At 73.0% G+C, this 14,993-nt stretch carries 18 protein-coding genes; 11 read left to right on the top strand and 7 right to left on the bottom strand.

The window, feature by feature from the left end; genetic code table 11:
• Nucleotides 1–60: 60 nt before the first annotated feature.
• The 3 genes from PGN05_RS12090 to coxB all read right to left on the bottom strand — a co-directional run bounded on the left by PGN05_RS12090 (nt 61) and on the right by coxB (nt 2,353).
• Nucleotides 61–900 (bottom strand): alpha/beta fold hydrolase, encoded by an 840-nt coding sequence (locus PGN05_RS12090; RefSeq protein WP_419752791.1) that lies wholly within the window; start codon nt 898–900, stop codon nt 61–63.
• Between the two features lie 133 nt (nt 901–1,033).
• Nucleotides 1,034–1,435 (bottom strand): cytochrome c oxidase subunit 4, encoded by a 402-nt coding sequence (locus PGN05_RS12095; RefSeq protein ID WP_419752792.1) that lies wholly within the window; start codon nt 1,433–1,435, stop codon nt 1,034–1,036.
• Nucleotides 1,436–1,483: 48 nt separating this feature from the next.
• The gene (gene coxB / locus PGN05_RS12100) at nt 1,484–2,353 is read right to left on the bottom strand and encodes a cytochrome c oxidase subunit II (protein ID WP_419752793.1); all 870 of its coding nucleotides are present in this window, start codon (nt 2,351–2,353) and stop codon (nt 1,484–1,486) included.
• Nucleotides 2,354–2,641: 288 nt separating this feature from the next.
• On the opposite strand from coxB, the gene PGN05_RS12105 reads away from it, so the two are divergent.
• From PGN05_RS12105 to asnB, 3 genes are read left to right on the top strand one after another with little or no spacing between them, the layout of a single operon-like run.
• The gene (locus PGN05_RS12105) at nt 2,642–3,007 is read left to right on the top strand and encodes a metalloprotease (RefSeq protein ID WP_419752794.1); all 366 of its coding nucleotides are present in this window, start codon (nt 2,642–2,644) and stop codon (nt 3,005–3,007) included.
• Nucleotides 2,997–3,371 carry a DUF3817 domain-containing protein gene (locus PGN05_RS12110; protein ID WP_419752795.1) on the top strand — a complete coding sequence of 125 codons (375 nt, stop codon included), beginning with the start codon at nt 2,997–2,999 and terminating at the stop codon, nt 3,369–3,371. The genes PGN05_RS12105 and PGN05_RS12110 overlap by 11 nt, the downstream gene beginning before the upstream one ends.
• 55 nt (nt 3,372–3,426) lie before the next feature.
• Entirely contained in the window at nt 3,427–5,361 is a 1,935-nt protein-coding gene (gene asnB, locus PGN05_RS12115; RefSeq protein WP_419752796.1) for an asparagine synthase (glutamine-hydrolyzing), read from the top strand.
• Between the two features lie 76 nt (nt 5,362–5,437).
• Here the strand turns inward: asnB and PGN05_RS12120 are convergent, their stop codons facing one another.
• Entirely contained in the window at nt 5,438–5,785 is a 348-nt protein-coding gene (locus PGN05_RS12120; protein ID WP_419752797.1) for a HesB/IscA family protein, read from the bottom strand.
• Nucleotides 5,786–5,932: 147 nt separating this feature from the next.
• On the opposite strand from PGN05_RS12120, the gene PGN05_RS12125 reads away from it, so the two are divergent.
• Together PGN05_RS12125 and PGN05_RS12130 are read left to right on the top strand one after the other, a co-directional pair.
• Nucleotides 5,933–6,541, top strand: coding sequence for a DUF3043 domain-containing protein (locus PGN05_RS12125; protein WP_419752798.1), 609 nt, complete (start codon nt 5,933–5,935; stop codon nt 6,539–6,541).
• An 80-nt stretch (nt 6,542–6,621) separates the two neighbouring features.
• Nucleotides 6,622–7,605, top strand: coding sequence for an aldo/keto reductase family protein (locus tag PGN05_RS12130; RefSeq protein WP_419752799.1), 984 nt, complete (start codon nt 6,622–6,624; stop codon nt 7,603–7,605).
• Nucleotides 7,606–7,627: 22 nt separating this feature from the next.
• Here PGN05_RS12130 and PGN05_RS12135 read toward each other — a convergent pair whose 3' ends face one another.
• Complete coding sequence (locus tag PGN05_RS12135) at nt 7,628–7,840, bottom strand: hypothetical protein (RefSeq protein ID WP_419752800.1); 213 nt, start codon at nt 7,838–7,840, stop codon at nt 7,628–7,630.
• A 120-nt stretch (nt 7,841–7,960) separates the two neighbouring features.
• Between PGN05_RS12135 and PGN05_RS12140 the strand changes: the two genes are divergently transcribed.
• Genes PGN05_RS12140 through PGN05_RS12155 form a run of 4 tightly spaced genes read left to right on the top strand, consistent with a single transcriptional unit; the run spans nt 7,961 to nt 10,332 of the window.
• Nucleotides 7,961–8,401 (top strand): phage holin family protein, encoded by a 441-nt coding sequence (locus PGN05_RS12140; RefSeq protein WP_419752801.1) that lies wholly within the window; start codon nt 7,961–7,963, stop codon nt 8,399–8,401.
• Nucleotides 8,398–8,910 carry a DUF3618 domain-containing protein gene (locus tag PGN05_RS12145; RefSeq protein WP_419752802.1) on the top strand — a complete coding sequence of 171 codons (513 nt, stop codon included), beginning with the start codon at nt 8,398–8,400 and terminating at the stop codon, nt 8,908–8,910. Before PGN05_RS12140 ends, PGN05_RS12145 begins: the two co-directional genes overlap by 4 nt.
• A complete protein-coding gene (locus PGN05_RS12150) occupies nt 8,907–9,182 on the top strand; it encodes a DUF4235 domain-containing protein (RefSeq protein ID WP_419752803.1) in 276 nt (91 codons plus the stop codon). The genes PGN05_RS12145 and PGN05_RS12150 overlap by 4 nt, the downstream gene beginning before the upstream one ends.
• A 1-nt stretch (nt 9,183) precedes the next feature.
• Complete coding sequence (locus PGN05_RS12155) at nt 9,184–10,332, top strand: YihY/virulence factor BrkB family protein (protein WP_419752804.1); 1,149 nt, start codon at nt 9,184–9,186, stop codon at nt 10,330–10,332.
• 3 nt (nt 10,333–10,335) lie between these two features.
• Here PGN05_RS12155 and gcvT read toward each other — a convergent pair whose 3' ends face one another.
• Nucleotides 10,336–11,454 (bottom strand): glycine cleavage system aminomethyltransferase GcvT, encoded by a 1,119-nt coding sequence (gene gcvT, locus PGN05_RS12160; protein ID WP_419752805.1) that lies wholly within the window; start codon nt 11,452–11,454, stop codon nt 10,336–10,338.
• A gap of 102 nt (nt 11,455–11,556) precedes the next feature.
• On the opposite strand from gcvT, the gene PGN05_RS12165 reads away from it, so the two are divergent.
• Nucleotides 11,557–13,071 carry a leucyl aminopeptidase gene (locus PGN05_RS12165; protein ID WP_419752806.1) on the top strand — a complete coding sequence of 505 codons (1,515 nt, stop codon included), beginning with the start codon at nt 11,557–11,559 and terminating at the stop codon, nt 13,069–13,071.
• Between the two features lie 37 nt (nt 13,072–13,108).
• On the opposite strand, the gene PGN05_RS12170 is transcribed toward PGN05_RS12165, so the two are convergent.
• Nucleotides 13,109–13,450, bottom strand: coding sequence for an oxidoreductase (locus tag PGN05_RS12170; protein ID WP_419752807.1), 342 nt, complete (start codon nt 13,448–13,450; stop codon nt 13,109–13,111).
• A gap of 146 nt (nt 13,451–13,596) precedes the next feature.
• Here PGN05_RS12170 and lpdA point away from each other — a divergent pair, with 146 nt between their 5' ends.
• Entirely contained in the window at nt 13,597–14,976 is a 1,380-nt protein-coding gene (lpdA, locus tag PGN05_RS12175) for a dihydrolipoyl dehydrogenase (RefSeq protein ID WP_419752808.1), read from the top strand.
• Nucleotides 14,977–14,993 lie beyond the last annotated feature (17 nt).

A 14,993-nucleotide genomic window follows, 5' to 3' on the forward strand; every position in this document is an offset into this window, starting at 1 on the left:
GCGATCCGTCGGGGCCCTCCTCGCGTGTAGGGGGACGGCGCGGCCCACGACCCCCCGGCGTCAGTCCAGGAAGCCCGCCAGGGCCGCGACGAACGCCCCCGGGTCGTCCAGCCAGGGGCAGTGCCCGGCGCCGGGCACCACGACCACCTCCCCGCGCGGGAACAACCGGGCGCAGTCGGCGGCGCGCACCGGGGGCAGCCCGACGTCCCACCCCCCGGCGACGACCAGGACCGGTGCGTCCAGCCGGGCCACGGTGGAGCGGACGTCGCCGGGGTCGAACGCCCCGGGCGCGTAGTACCGGGCCGCCGCCTCGTCGTTGCGCGCGCTCTCCCCGCGGGCGGAGTGCTCCCGGGTGTCGTCGTCCCAGCGGCCGTAGCTGAAGGGCGTGATCGCCGCCCAGTCCGCCTCGGTGGCGGTCCCCGCCCAAATCCGCTCGAAGGCGGCGAAGGCGTCGGCGAACCACGGCTCCCCGCGCCGCTGCTCCGCCAGCGCGCGGCGGTCCGCGTCGAGGACGTCCACGCCGAGCGCCCGCGGGCTCGGGGTGACCAGCGCGAGGCGGCCGACGCGGTCGGGGTGCCGAACGGCGTAGAGGAGGGCCAGCGTCCCGCCGGCCGAGTGCCCCGCGAGGTCCAGCCGGTCCAGCCCCAGGTGCCGGCGCAGCGCCGCCACGTCGCCCACCTGCCGGTCACACCGGTAGGTGGCGGGGTCGTCCGGTACGTCGGACCGGCCGGTGCCCCGCGGGTCGAGCAGCACGAGCGTGCGCCGTGCGGACAACCCGCCCAGGTCCCCGAGGTAGCCGCAGTCCTGCATCGGCCCGCCGGGCAGGACGACCAGGGGCGGCCCCTCCCCGACCAGCTGGTAGACGAGCCGGGTGCCGTCGGGGGCCTCGAACGTCTCCACGCCGGGAGCCTCGCACGGACGTGCAGCCGGAGCGCCCGGTCGACGGCGGATCCCTCGCGCCACCGGTGGGCGACACGGCGAGGGCCCCTCCCCGCTGAGCGGGGAGGGGCCCTCGACCGAGGCGGAGCCGGGCTCAGCTGTGCGCGTTCTGCCCCACGTAGTACTCGAACAGCAGCCCGCCGATGGTGATGAGCAGCGCAGCGGCCGCGAGCAGGATCAGCCACGCGTAGAAGAACGCCAGCGCCACACCCATCAGACCCGCGGAGGCCGCCAGCGCGAAGGGCCAGTAGCTGCTCGGGCTGAAGAAGCCGAGCTCACCGGCGCCGTCGGCGATGTCGGCGTCCTTGCGGTCCTCGGGACGGGCGTCGATGCGGCGCGAGATGAACCAGAAGAACCCGCCGATGAGCAGCGTCAGCCCGCCGGACAGCACCAGCGCCGTGGTGCCGATCGGCTCACGGGACCACACGCCGTACACGACCGCCGCGATGAGGCAGAACACCGCGATGCCGTTGAAGATGAGCGCCTCGACCTTCACGGCCGTCCCTCCTGCTGCGTGGTGTGGAGTGCGTGTGCGGGTCGCCGGTCAGCCATCGGCCTGCTGGGCGTCGTCCACGAGGTCCCAGGCCTGCGTGGACTGGGACTCCCCGGGCTGGCCGATGCTCTCCAGGGCGTCGAAGGTGCTCAGCCCGGACTCGCGCGCGGCGAGGTAGTCGTCGTAGTCCTCGGGCGAGACCGCGCGCACCTCGAAGTTCATGTACGCGTGGTAGGTGCCGCACAGCTCGGCGCAGCGCCCGACGAAGGCGCCCTCCTCGCGGACGGTCACCTCGAAGACGTTGTCCCGGCCGTTCTCGTTGCCCGGGATGACGTCGAGCTTGAAGAGGAACTCCGGCACCCAGAACGAGTGGATGACGTCGGCCGAGGCGAGCTCGAACCGGATGGTGCGATCGGTGGGCAGCACGAGGATCGGGATCTCCTCGCTGTTGCCGACGGTGTTGACCGGCTCGCCGTCGTCCCCGGTGGTCTCCGGGTAGACGAACTGCCAGTTCCACTTGAAGGCGTTGACCGCGATGGTGACGTCGGGGTCCTCGCTGCGGTCCTGGACGCGGTTCTGCACCGTCACCGTGAAGAAGAACAGGACGGCGATGATGATGAACGGGATGATCGTGTAGACGATCTCCAGCGGCAGGTTGTACGCCGTCTGCTTCGGGAGCTCGTCGCTGCGCTTCCGGTGGCGCACGACCGACCAGAGGATCAGGGCCCACACGCCGAAGCCGACCACCAGCGCGGCGATGACCGACCAGATCCAGAGGTTGCGCATGTCGACGGACTCGTCGGTGATGCCGTCGGGCCAGCCCCAACGCCAGAACTCGTTGTTCGGCGTGCACCCGGTGAGAGCGACCGCCCCCAGGAGACCGAGCGCGGCGACCCGCGCGAGCCTGCTGCCTCGAGCCACTGCTCGCTGCCTCCTCGTCCTCCGTCCGGACGTCCCGGACGGTCCTCCCGGCGACCGCCAGCCGGGGGCCCGGCAGACGGCTCCTGCGCCGACCACAGTCTGGGGCGAGACTAGCCGACCCCGCAGGGCGGCCGACCACCGGAGACGGGCCCCCGGCGGGTCGCGGCGCGGGCACCCTCGCGCAGCCCTCCCCCGGCCCCGCCGCCGCGCCGGAACAGGCCGGCCGCGGCGGTGAGCCGCCTCACCGGGGAGCCCGGACTCCGGGCTGCGCCGGTTACAGTCGGGGCCGTGTTCTCCCGGCTGCTGACCCCCCGGTGGGTGCTCGCGCACCTCGTGGTGGCGGCGCTGTTCGTCGCCACGTTCTTCCTCGGGTACTGGCAGCTGACCAAGGCCGAGGCCGGCGGCGGCGCGGTGAACTGGAGCTACGCCCTGCAGTGGCCGCTCTACGGCTTCCTGGGCCTGTGGTTCTACGTCAAGATGTGCCGCGAGGAGATGCACCGCGACCCCGACGCCGACGAGCCGGGCGCCTCCCTGGTGCTGTACCAGCGCCCCCGCATCGACACCACCGGCGATCCCGAGCTCGCCGCCTACAACGCCTACCTCGCCGAGCTGAACGAGAAGGCGCTGGGCCAGCGGGGGAACCGTGACCGCTGAACCGTCCGGCGGCACCAGCACGCTCCCCCGCGCCCTGGCCCGCCGCGTCGGCCAGGGCATCCCCGCCGCGCTGCTGCGGTACCGGGTCATGGCCTGGGTCGTCGGCGTGCTGCTGATCGCCCTGGTCCTGGTGGCCGTCCCGCTGAAGTACGCCGCCGACCTCGACCAGCCGGTCGCGGTCATCGGCACCCTGCACGGCTGGCTCTACTTCATCTTCTTCCTGGTCGCCTGCGACCTGGCCCTGCGTGCCCGGTGGACCCTCAAGGGCGCGGTCCTCGTGCTGCTGGCGGGCACCGTCCCGATCCTGTCCTTCGTCGCCGAGCGCATCGCCACCCGCAAGACCCGCGCCGGCGAGCGCGTCTGACCCCGTCCCGGCTCCGAGCCGGGACACGAACCGACCCCCCGGAGACCTGCGCCTCATGTGCGGCCTGCTGGCATACCTGTCCACCGACGCCGACCGGGTCGGCGACTCCCACGTCTCCGGTGTGCAGGAGGCACTGCACTGCCTCCACCACCGCGGCCCGGACGACACCGCCGTCTGGGCGGACTCGCGCGTCGTCCTCGGCTTCAACCGGCTGTCGATCATCGACGTCGAGGGCAGCCCCCAGCCGCTCCCCTACGCGCAGGACCGCTACCGCATCCTGTTCAACGGCGAGATCTACAACTACGTCGAGCTGCGCGAGGAGCTGGCCGCGGCCGGCGCGCAGCTGAGCACCCACGGCGACACCGAGACCATCGTCGCCGGATACCACCTGTGGGGGCAGGACGTCGTCCGCCGGCTGCGGGGGATGTTCTCGTTCGTCATCTGGGACACCGCGACCCGGACGGCGTTCGGCGCGCGCGACCCGTTCGGCATCAAGCCGCTGTTCACCGCCCGGCTGGCCGACGGCGGGCTGGTCTTCAGCTCCGAGAAGAAGGCCGTCCTCGAGATGCTCGGCGGCAGCGAGGCCGCGGGCGGGGTGGACCCCGCCTCGCTGCAGCACTACCTCACCCTCCAGTACGTGCCCGAGCCGGCCACGCTGCACCGCGGCATCCGGCGGATCGAGAGCGGCACCAGCTTCACGGTGGTGGACGGCGAGCTGCACACCAGCCGCTACTTCCACCCGACCTTCCGCCCGCAGCCGGTGCCGGCGGGACGGGAGCAGGAGCTCTACGACCGGATCGCGGCCGCCCTCGACGAGTCGGTGGCCAAGCACATGCGCGCCGACGTCACCGTCGGCTCGTTCCTGTCCAGCGGCATCGACTCGACCGCGATCGCGGCCCTGGCGCACCGCTACAACCCCGACCTGATGACCTTCACCGTCGGGTTCGAGCGCGAGTCGACGTCCGAGGTGGACATCGCCGCGGAGTCGGCGGCCACCCTCGGGGTGGCGCACGTGCCGGTGGTCATCACCGCCGAGCAGTTCGCGGCGGCGATCCCCGAGGTCGTCTGGTACCTCGACGACCCGGTCGCCGACCCCGCGCTCGTGCCGCTGTACTTCGTGGCCCGCGAGGCCCGCAAGCACGTCAAGGTGGTGCTCTCCGGCGAGGGCGCCGACGAGCTCTTCGGCGGCTACACGATCTACCGGGAGCCGCTGAGCCTGGCCTGGGCGCAGCGCTTCCCCGGGTTCGCCAAGCGCGGGATGGCGGCGCTGTCGCAGCGGCTGCCCGACGGGATGCGCGGCAAGGACCTGCTGCGGCGCGCCTCGATCCCGCTCGAGGAGCGGTACTACGGCAACGCCCGCAACTTCTCCGGGGCGGAGCTCGCGCAGCTGATGCGCGGGCACGACACCGACCTGTCCCACGTGACGGTCACCGAGGCGCTCTACCGGCAGACCCGCGAGGCCGGCTACGACGACGTCACGGCGATGCAGTACGTCGACCTGTTCACCTGGCTGCGCGGCGACATCCTGGTCAAGGCCGACAAGATGACCATGGCCAACTCGCTGGAGCTCCGGGTGCCCTTCCTGGACCCGGAGGTCTTCGCGCTGGCCAGCACCATCCCGCTGGACCAGCGGGTGCCGCGCGGGAGTGACGCGACCAAGTACGCGCTGCGCCGCGCCATGGAGCAGATCGTCCCGGCGCCCATCCTGAACCGGCGCAAGCTGGGCTTCCCGGTGCCGACGGCGGACTTCCTGGCCGGCCCGCTGCACCAGTGGGCCCGCGACATCGTCACCGACAGCCAGACCGACGAGTGGCTGGACCGCGGCCACGTCCTCGACCTGCTCGACCGCCTGCGCACGGCCGACGTGCCCAGCAAGCGGATCGCCCGCCAGGTGTGGGAGGTGCTGGTCTTCATGGTCTGGCACGGGATCTTCGTCGAGCAGCGGATCAAGCCCGACATCCCCGAGACGGTCTACCCCGTTCGGCTCTGAACGCGACGGTGCCCCGGTCCCTCAGAGGAGGGACCGGGGCACCGTCGCGTCGACCCCCTGCAGGGGGTCTCCTCCCTCAGTGGAAGGAGTCGCCGCACGCGCAGGAGCCGCCTGCGTTCGGGTTGTCGATCGTGAAGCCCTGCTTCTCGATGGTGTCGACGAAGTCGATCGTCGCGCCGCCGAGGTAGGGCCCGCTCATCCGGTCCACGATGACCTCGACGCCGCCGTACTCGTACGTCTGGTCGCCGTCGAGGAACCGCTCGTCGAAGAAGAGCTGGTAGCGCAGGCCCGAGCAGCCGCCGGGCTGGACGGCGATGCGCAGCCGCAGGTCGTCGCGGCCCTCCTGGTCCAGCAGCGCCTTCACCTTGGCGGCAGCCGGGTCGCTCAGGATGACGCCGGTCGTTCCGGTGTCCTGCACCGTCATGTCTGTAGTCCTCCCACGTTCGAGGGTGCCGGGAGCGGCACGTCCTGCTCCAGGCAAACACCGCCGGAGCGGGTCCTCTTCCACTGTACGGCGGAGAACCTCCGCGGAGAGCGGGGAACGGCCGAGGTCACCCGTAGACTCGGGTGCGTGAAGCTCCGCCTGCCCGGGCGCCGGGACCGTGCCGAGGCCGCGTCCGCCCCCGCCGACGACGCCGCCGTCCAGCTGGTCAAGACCGGCGGCAAGGGCCGTCCCACGCCCAAGCGCACCGAGGCGCAGGGACGCCGTCCGGGCCCGCCCCCGCCGCCTCCCACCACCCGCAAGGAGGCCTACAAGCGGATGCGGGAGCAGCAGGCCGCCGGCCGCGTCGCCGCCCGCGCCGGTGGGCTCCGGGGCGACGACAGCCACCTGCCCGCCCGCGATCGCGGCCCCGTCCGGAAGCTGGTGCGCGACGTGGTCGACGCCCGGCGCAACGCCGGCAGCTTCTTCCTCGTCGTCGCCGGGCTGGTGCTGATCGGCTACTTCATCCCGAGTCCCGCGGTGCAGAGCTACACCGTCTTCCTCTGGTTCCTGTTCTTCCTGGTGATCATCGCCGACTCCTTCGTGCTGGGCCGGCGGATCAAGCGCAAGGTCCTCGAGCGCTTCCCCGACGGGGACCACCGGATGCGCGGCCTGGTCTGGTACGGCATCAGCCGGTCCACGATGGTCCGCCGCTGGCGGTTCCCGAAGCCCGAGGTCCGGCTGGGCGCCGAGGTCTGAGAGAGGACCCCCCGCCTCGCACGCTCGGCGCGGGACCCTGCGCCGGGGCCGACTGACGGCCTCGCACTAACGTCGGCTCCGTGGAATCCAGACGACTCGGCCGCTCCGGCCTCTCCATCTCGGCGATCGCCTACGGCAACTGGCTGACCCACGGCGGGCAGGTCGAGGAGGACGCCGCCCACGCCTGTGTGCGGGCCGCCCTCGACGCGGGCATCACGACCTTCGACACCGCAGACGTCTACGCCGGCACCCGCGCCGAGTCGGTGCTGGGCCGCGCGCTGGCGGGTCAGCGCCGCGAGGGCCTGGAGGTCTTCACCAAGGTCTACTGGCCGACCGGCCCCGGGCACAACGACCGCGGCCTGGGCCGCAAGCACGTCATCGAGAGCTGCCATGCCTCCCTCCGGCGGCTGCAGACCGACTACGTCGACCTCTACCAGGCGCACCGCTACGACCCGACGGTGCCGCTGGAGGAGACGATGACCGCCTTCGCGGACCTGGTGCGGGCGGGGAAGGTCCTCTACATCGGCGTCTCGGAGTGGCGGGCCGACGAGATCGCCGCCGGCGCCGAGCTGGCCCGCGACCTCGGCATCCAGCTGATCAGCAACCAGCCGCAGTACTCGATGCTCTGGCGGGTCATCGAGGACGAGGTCGTGCCGACCAGCGAGAAGCAGGGCATCTCGCAGATCGTCTGGTCGCCGCTGGCGCAGGGCGTGCTCACCGGCAAGTACCAGCCGGGGCAGCAGCCGCCGAGCGGGAGCCGTGCCGCTCACGAGGAGGCCGGGGGCTCCATCCGGCGCTTCCTGCGGGACGACGTCCTGACCCGGGTGCAGCAGCTGCGCCCCGTCGCCGACGACCTCGGCCTGTCCATGGCGCAGCTGGCCGTCGCCTGGGTGCTGCAGAACCAGAACGTGGCCGCGGCGATCATCGGGGCGAGCCGCCCGGAGCAGGTGCAGGACAACGTGGCGGCGGCCGGGGTCACCCTCGAGCCCGCAATCCTGGCCCGCATCGACGAGGTCCTCGGCGACGTCGTCGAGCGCGACCCCGCCAAGACCGCCCGCGGGTGAGCCCGGCCTGGCCGCCACCGGCCTACGTGGCGGCCAGGCCCATCGGGCCGTAGACCTCGCTGTCGCCGTCGAAGAGCGTCACGGTGGCCACCCCGCGCTCGAGCAGCAGGCGCCAGTGCTCCCCCAGCCAGGACTCCGCGTCGCCCTGGTTGTCCGACTCCGCGAGCACCACGCCGACCGACGCCGGGTCGACCTCCGCCCCCGAGGGGTCCTCCAGCCGCCAGTACCAGCTCATGCGACGAGGCTAGTGGCCGCCTCGCCCCCGTTCGGCAGGTGTGACCTGCGTCGGGTTATCGCACGGGTCGCAGCGGGCATGTCACGTCCTCGAACCCCCAGACCAGGGACCGGAGGACCGATGACCCAGCCCACCACCGCGGGTGCCAGCCGTGCGGCCGCACCACCTCCTCCGCCGGAGGACGCCTCGACCGGTCAGCTGATCGGTCAGCTCACCGAGCAGATCTCCCGCCTCGTCCGTGACGAGGCCCGACTGGCTCAGGCCGAGGTCACCCAGAAGGCCAAGCGGCTCGGCGTCGGCGCCGGCCTGTTCGGCGGGGCCGGCCTGTTCGCGTTCCTCGGGCTGGCCACCCTCGTCGCGACGGCGATCCTGCTGCTCGACCTCGCGCTGCCCGCCTGGCTCGCGGCGCTGATCGTCGCCGTCGTGCTGTTCGCCATCGCCGGCGTCCTGGCCCTCGTGGGCAAGAAGGACGTCGAGAAGGGGTCGCCGCCGGTCCCGACCGAGGCGATCGCCAGCACCAAGGCCGACATCGCGACCGTGAAGGAGAGTGCACGCCGGTGAGCACGCCCAGCAGCTCGAGTGCCGCCGGCAACGGCGCCCCGAACGACCCCGACGCCATCAAGGCCGAGATCGAGGCCACCCGCGAGCAGCTCGGCCGCACGGTCGACGAGCTGTCCCACCGGCTCGACGTCCCCGCGCGGGCCAAGGAGGGCGCCTTCCGCGCCCGCGACACCGCCGTCGAGACCTACAAGGAGAGCCCGCCGGCCGTCATCGGCGCCGGCGCGGGCGTGGCCGCCCTCCTCGGGCTGCTCGTCTGGCGGCGGCGGACCCGGGACAGCCGCCGGGCCAAGCGCGCCGCCAAGCGCGAGGCCAAGGCCCTCGCCGCCCGCCGCGCGGCGGCCCAGAAGGCCGCCGCGAAGAAGACGGCGAAGGCCCGCAAGGCCGCCGCGAAGAACGCGGCCAAGACCCGCAAGGCCGCTGCGAAGGCTCGCAAGTCGGCGGCGAAGGCGCGGACGTCGACGGCGAAGACCGCCCGCACGGCCCGCAGGACCGCGAGGAGGACGAAGTGAGCAGCAAGGGAGCCAAGCTGGCCTACCGCCCCATCGGTCTGCTCGGCGGCATCCTCGCCGGCGTGGTCTCCGGCACGATCTTCAAGCAGGTGTGGAAGCGGGTCTCCCACGAGGAGGACGCCCCCGACGCGCTGCAGAGCGAGTACCGGATGCGCGAGATCGTGCTGGCCGCCGCGCTGCAGGGAGCCATCTTCGCGGCGACCAAGGCCGCCATCGACCGGCTCGGCGCCCAGGGCTTCACCAAGCTCACCGGCAGCTGGCCCGGCGACTGACGTGTCCGGGACCCGACACCACGAGAGCGCCGTCGATCGCATCCGCGAGCGGGTCGAGGAGAAGGCCGCCCGGCGCGCGGCGGCCCAGGCGGAGGCCGAGCGCGCGGCCTCGGCGGACTCGGTCGGTGCCGCCGACGGGTCGGCTGCCGGGGCGCTGAGCGAGCGGCAGCTGCCGGGCATCACGGCGGAGAAGCCCACCGCCATCCCGCTGCGCGGCTGGCAGCAGATCGTCAAGCGGGCCTGGGCGGAGAACAAGGCCGACAACATGCCGATCATCGCCGGGGGCGTCGCCTTCTTCGCCTTCCTGGCCATCTTCCCGGCGCTGATCGCGACCATCTCGATCTACGGCCTGGTGGCCTCGCCGGAGGAGGTGACCGAGCAGATCCAGTCGGTCTCGGCACAGCTGCCCGAGAGCGCGCAGGAGATCCTCACCGAGCAGCTGACCTCGATCACCAGCAACAGCGGCGGCGCGCTCACGGTCGGGCTCATCGTGTCGATCCTCGCCGCGCTGTGGAGCGCCTCCGGCGGCGTGAGCAACTTGATCACCGCGGTGAACATCGCCTACGACGAGGTGGAGACCCGGAACTTCATCAAGCTCCGGGCGACCTCGCTGGGGCTGACGCTGGGCGCGATCGTCTTCGTCCTCATCACGATCACGCTGGTCGCCATCGTCCCGGCGGTGCTCGAGGACCTCCCGCTGGGCGTGGTGGGCACGGTGCTGGCCCAGGTCGTCCGGTGGGTGCTGCTGCTCGGGGTGTTCGCCGGCGGGCTCGCGGTGGTCTACCGCGTCGCGCCGGACCGCGACTCCCCCCGGCTGCGGTGGGTCAGCATCGGCTCGATCGTCGTCACGCTGGTGTGGGCGGTGGTCAGCGTCGGGTTCGCCTTCTACGTGGACAACTTCGGGTCGTACAACGAGACCTACGGCGCCATCGCCGGCGTCATCGTCCTCATGCTGTGGTTGTACCTGACCTGCTACCTGGTGCTCCTCGGCGCGGAGATCAACGCCGAGGCCGAACACCAGACCGCCCAGGACACCACCTCCGGCGCCCCCGTGCCCATGGGCGAGCGGAACGCCGTGGTGGCCGACACGCTGCCCGACAAGCCGGTGCCGTCCAAGGAGGACAAGGACCCGACGCGCAAGAACCGTTAGGCCTCATCGCACGTGCGAGGGCACGAAGGGCGGCCGCACGACCTCCACGGTCTGCGGCCGCCCGCGCACGTCGACGGCGAGCTCGGCGCCCTCGACCGCGCCGGCGACGGCGTCCAGGAGCGCCAGCGCGATCCCGGTCCGCAGGGACGGCGAGAAGGTGCCGCTGGTCACGGTCCCGACGCGGTGGCCCTCCCCGTCCAGCACCGCCATGCCCGGGCGCGGGATCCCCCGGCCCGTGGCCCGCAGTCCCCACAGCAGGCGGTCCGGGCCCCGCTCCCGCTCGGCCAGCAGCGCCTCGCGGCCCCAGAACGCCGGCTTGTCCCAGCCCACCGCCCAGCCGGCGCGGGCCTGGTTGGGCGTGATGTCGTGCGACAGCTCGTGGCCGTGCAGGGGGTAGCCCATCTCGGTGCGCAGGGTGTCCCGGGCGCCGAGGCCGCACAGCCGCAGCCCCTCGTCGGAGCCCACGTCGACCAGGACGTCCCAGAGCTCGGCGGCCGGCGCTGCCTCGACGAGCACCTCGTAACCGTGCTCCCCGGTGTAGCCGGTGCGGCAGACGGTGACCTCGGCCGAGCCGCCGCCGGTTCCGGTCACGAACGACATGTAGGGCAGCTCGCCCGGCAGCCCGAGGAAGGACAGCACCTGCGCCGACTTGGGCCCCTGGACGGCGAGCACGGCGATCTCGGTGTGCCGGTCGACGACGGTGACCCCGGACGGCGCGGCGTCGGTGAGCCGGGCGACGACGTCATCGGCGTTGGCCGCGTTGGGCACCAGCAGGACGTCGTCGGGTCCGTGCAGGTAGACGAGGAGGTCGTCGACCACCCCGCCGGCCCGCGGGTCGCCGTCGGGCAGGCAGCACATCGTGTACTGCGCCTGCCCCGGACCGATCCGGGCGAGGTCGTTGGTCAGGCAGGCGTCGACGAACGCGGCGGCCCCCACCCCGCGCACGGTCACCGTTCCCAGGTGGGAGACGTCGAACAGGCCCACGCCGGTGCGGACGGCGGCGTGCTCGGCGAGCACGCCTCCACCGGCGTACTCGATCGGCATGGACCAACCCCCGAAGTCGGCCAGCTTGGCGCCGGCCGCGACGTGCCTCTCGTGGAGGGGGGAGGTGAGCGGGGTCACGTCCGGCACGCTAGCCCTCCTCGCGGCACCGGGCGGCGCCTCGGCGGGGCCCGCCGTGAGCTGGCGGACGGTGGGGGCGGGGGGTCCTTCTAGGATCGAGCGGTGCCGCCGCCGATCACCGCCACCGACCGCCCGCTCGAGAAGCTCTCCGCCGACGCCGTGGTCGTCGGGATCGGCAAGGGCCCCCACGGCCTGCTGCCCACCCCCGGCGCGGAGGCCGTGGACCGACTGCTGGGCGGCCGCCTCCTGCCGGCGCTGGCCGACCTGGGTGCGCGTGGCGGAGCCGACGAGGTCACCCGGGTGGCCAGCCTCGGGCAGGGCCCCTTCCCGGTGGTGGCGGCCGTGGGGCTCGGCGCCCCGGAGGCGGCCGGCGGCTACGGGACCGAGGCCGTGCGCCGGGCCGCCGGTGCGGCCAGTCGCGCGCTGAACGGCCGCAGCTCGGTCGTCACGCTGCTGGCCGCCGTCGGCGGGACGCCGGACGCTGCCCGCCTGCACGCCGTGGGCGAGGGCAGCCTGCTGGGCGCCTACGAGTTCACCGCCTACAAGTCCGACCTGCCGGCCGGCCGACCGACCCCGCCGCGGGAGTTCGCCGTCGTCGTCCCCGACGCCGGCGACGCGCGGGCACCGCTGGCCCGTGCGCGCGCCGTCGCCGACGCGGTGACCCTGGTGCGCGACCTGGTGAACACCCCGCCCAACGACCTCTTCCCCGCCGAGCTCGCCGACCGCGGCGCGGCCGCCGGGAAGAAGGCCGGCCTCTCGGTGGAGGTGCTGGACGAGGACGCGCTCGCCGCCGGCGGGTACGGCGGCATCCTCGCCGTGGGCGGGGGCTCGGTGCGCAAGCCGCGGCTGCTGCGCCTGACCTACAGCGGCAAGAAGGCGCGCGCGAAGATCGCCCTGGTCGGCAAGGGCATCACCTTCGACAGCGGCGGGCTCTCCATCAAGCCGGCGCTGAAGATGGAGGACATGAAGAGCGACATGGCCGGTGCCGCGGCCGTGATCGCCACCGTCTGCCTGGTCGCCGACCTCGGGCTGCCCGTCGAGGTCACCGCCACCGTGCCGATCGCCGAGAACCTGCCCAGCGGCACCGCCTACCGCCCCGCCGACGTCGTCACCTTCCGCAACGGCAAGAAGGCGGAGATCACCAACACCGACGCCGAGGGCCGCGTCGTCCTCGCCGACGCGATCTCCCGTGCGGCCGAGGACTCCCCCGACTACCTCCTGGAGACCGCGACGCTGACCGGCGCCCAGCTGGTGGCGCTCGGCTCGCGCACCGCGGGCGTGATGGGCAGCGACGAGCTCCGCAACGCCGTGGTCGCCGCCTCGCTGCGCAGCGGTGAGTCGATGTGGCCGATGCCGATGCCCGCCGAACTCCGCAAGGGGCTCGACTCGCCGGTCGCGGACTTCGTCAACGCCAACGCCGACCGGATGGGCGGCATGCTCGTCGGTGCCCACTTCCTCGCGGAGTTCGTGCCCGAGGGCCTGCCCTGGGCGCACATCGACATCGCCGGGCCCAGCTACAACACCGGCGCCCCGTGGGGCTACACGCCCAAGGGCGGCACCGGCGTGCCGGTCCGGACCCTGCTGGCGACCATCGAGGACCTGATCGCCACGTCGTGACGTCCTGGAAGGGCCGCCGGCAGGGGCCCGCGACGAGCTAGCGAGTCGTGGGGGGCCGGTGGTTCTCGTCCCAGTCTCGCATCCGCTGGGGATAGCCGGTGACCTGTGCGTCGTAGACCGGGATGCCGAGGTCCCGGGACAGCCGGCGCGCGGTGTCCGGGCCGTCGATCCGGCGCCGGGTCCACTCCCCGTCCGCAGCGACCAGCACGATCGTGGTCTCGGTGACCGCCGTGCGGGGCTCGACGTAGCCCTCCACGCCGCGGCGGGTGGCGACGAACTGCTCGAGGTGGCTGACGTCGGCCCGGGCAGCGCCGCGGTCGAGCGTGCCCCGGCTGTCGGTCGGGGACTGACGTCCCCGCAGGCGACCCCACAGTCCCATGTCCGCTCCCGTCCCCAGCAGCCGCGCGGCCGCGACACCCGCTGGCAACGGCACCCCCGGCCGCCCGGTTCCCGGAGTGGCAGGATGAACGTGGACGTTCCCCCGCCCGCGTGAACGCAGACGGGCCCCTGCATCGAGGAGAACTCGTGAGCGCACCCACCACGCCTGCCGACCTGGTCATCCTCGGTGGTGGCTCGGGTGGCTACGCCGCCGCACTGCGTGCGGCCGAGCTCGGCATGTCCGTCGTCCTCGTCGAGCGCGACAAGGTCGGTGGCACCTGCCTGCACCGCGGCTGCATCCCGACCAAGGCCCTCCTGCACGCCGGTGAGGTCGCCGACCTGGCCCGCGAGGGCGAGCAGTTCGGCGTCAAGACCTCGCTGGCCGGCATCGACATGGACGGGGTCAACGGCTACAAGGACGGGGTCGTCTCCCGGCTCTACAAGGGTCTGCAGGGCCTGATCAAGAGCCGCAAGATCAACTACGTCGAGGGTGAGGGGCGGCTGGTGTCCCCCACCGCCGTCGAGGTCAACGGTCAGCGCTACGAGGGCAAGCACGTCCTGCTGGCCACCGGCTCCTACGCCCGGTCGCTGCCCGGCCTCGAGGTCGACGGCACCAGGGTCATCACCAGCGACCACGCGCTGAACATGGACCGGGTGCCGGCCTCGGCGATCATCCTGGGTGGCGGCGTCATCGGGTGCGAGTTCGCCAGCGCATGGAAGTCCTTCGGCGTCGACGTCACCATCATCGAGGCCCTCCCCCACCTGGTCCCGCTCGAGGACGAGGCCTCCTCCAAGCTGCTCGAGCGCGCCTTCCGCCGCCGCAAGATCGGTTTCGAGCTCGGCAGTCGCTTCTCCGGCGTGCAGAACACCGAGAACGGCGTCAAGGTCTCGCTCGAGAACGGCAAGGAGTTCGAGGCTGAGGTCCTGCTCGTCGCCGTCGGGCGCGGGCCGGTCAGCCAGGGGCTGGGCTACGAGGAGGCCGGGGTGGCCATGGAGCGCGGCTACGTCCTGGTGGACGAGTACTGCCGCACCAACGTCCCCACCATCTCCGCCGTCGGCGACCTCATCCCCACCCTGCAGCTGGCCCACGTCGGGTTCGGCGAGGGCATCCTCGTCGCCGAGCGGCTCGCCGGTCTCAACCCGGCCCCCATCGACTACGCCGGGGTCCCGCGCATCACCTACTCCGACCCGGAGGTGGCCTCGGTCGGCCTCACCGAGGCGCAGGCCAAGGAGCGCTACGGCGAGGTCGAGACCCTGGTCTACGACCTGGGGGGCAACGGCCGCAGCCAGATCCTCAAGACGGCCGGCGCGGTGAAGCTGGTCCAGGCCGTGGACGGGCCGATCGTCGGCGTGCACATGGTCGGGAGCCGGGTCGGCGAGCTCATCGCCGAGGCCCAGCTCATCTACAACTGGGAGGCCGAGGCCGACGACGTCGCCAGCCTCATCCACCCGCACCCGACGCAGAGCGAGGCCCTCGGCGAGGCGCACCTCGCGCTGGCCGGCAAGCCCCTGCACGTGCACGGCTGATCCCGCTCGACCCCCCA

The sequence above is a fragment of the Geodermatophilus sp. CPCC 206100 genome, from assembly GCF_048569675.1.
Lineage (GTDB): Bacteria > Actinomycetota > Actinomycetes > Mycobacteriales > Geodermatophilaceae > Geodermatophilus.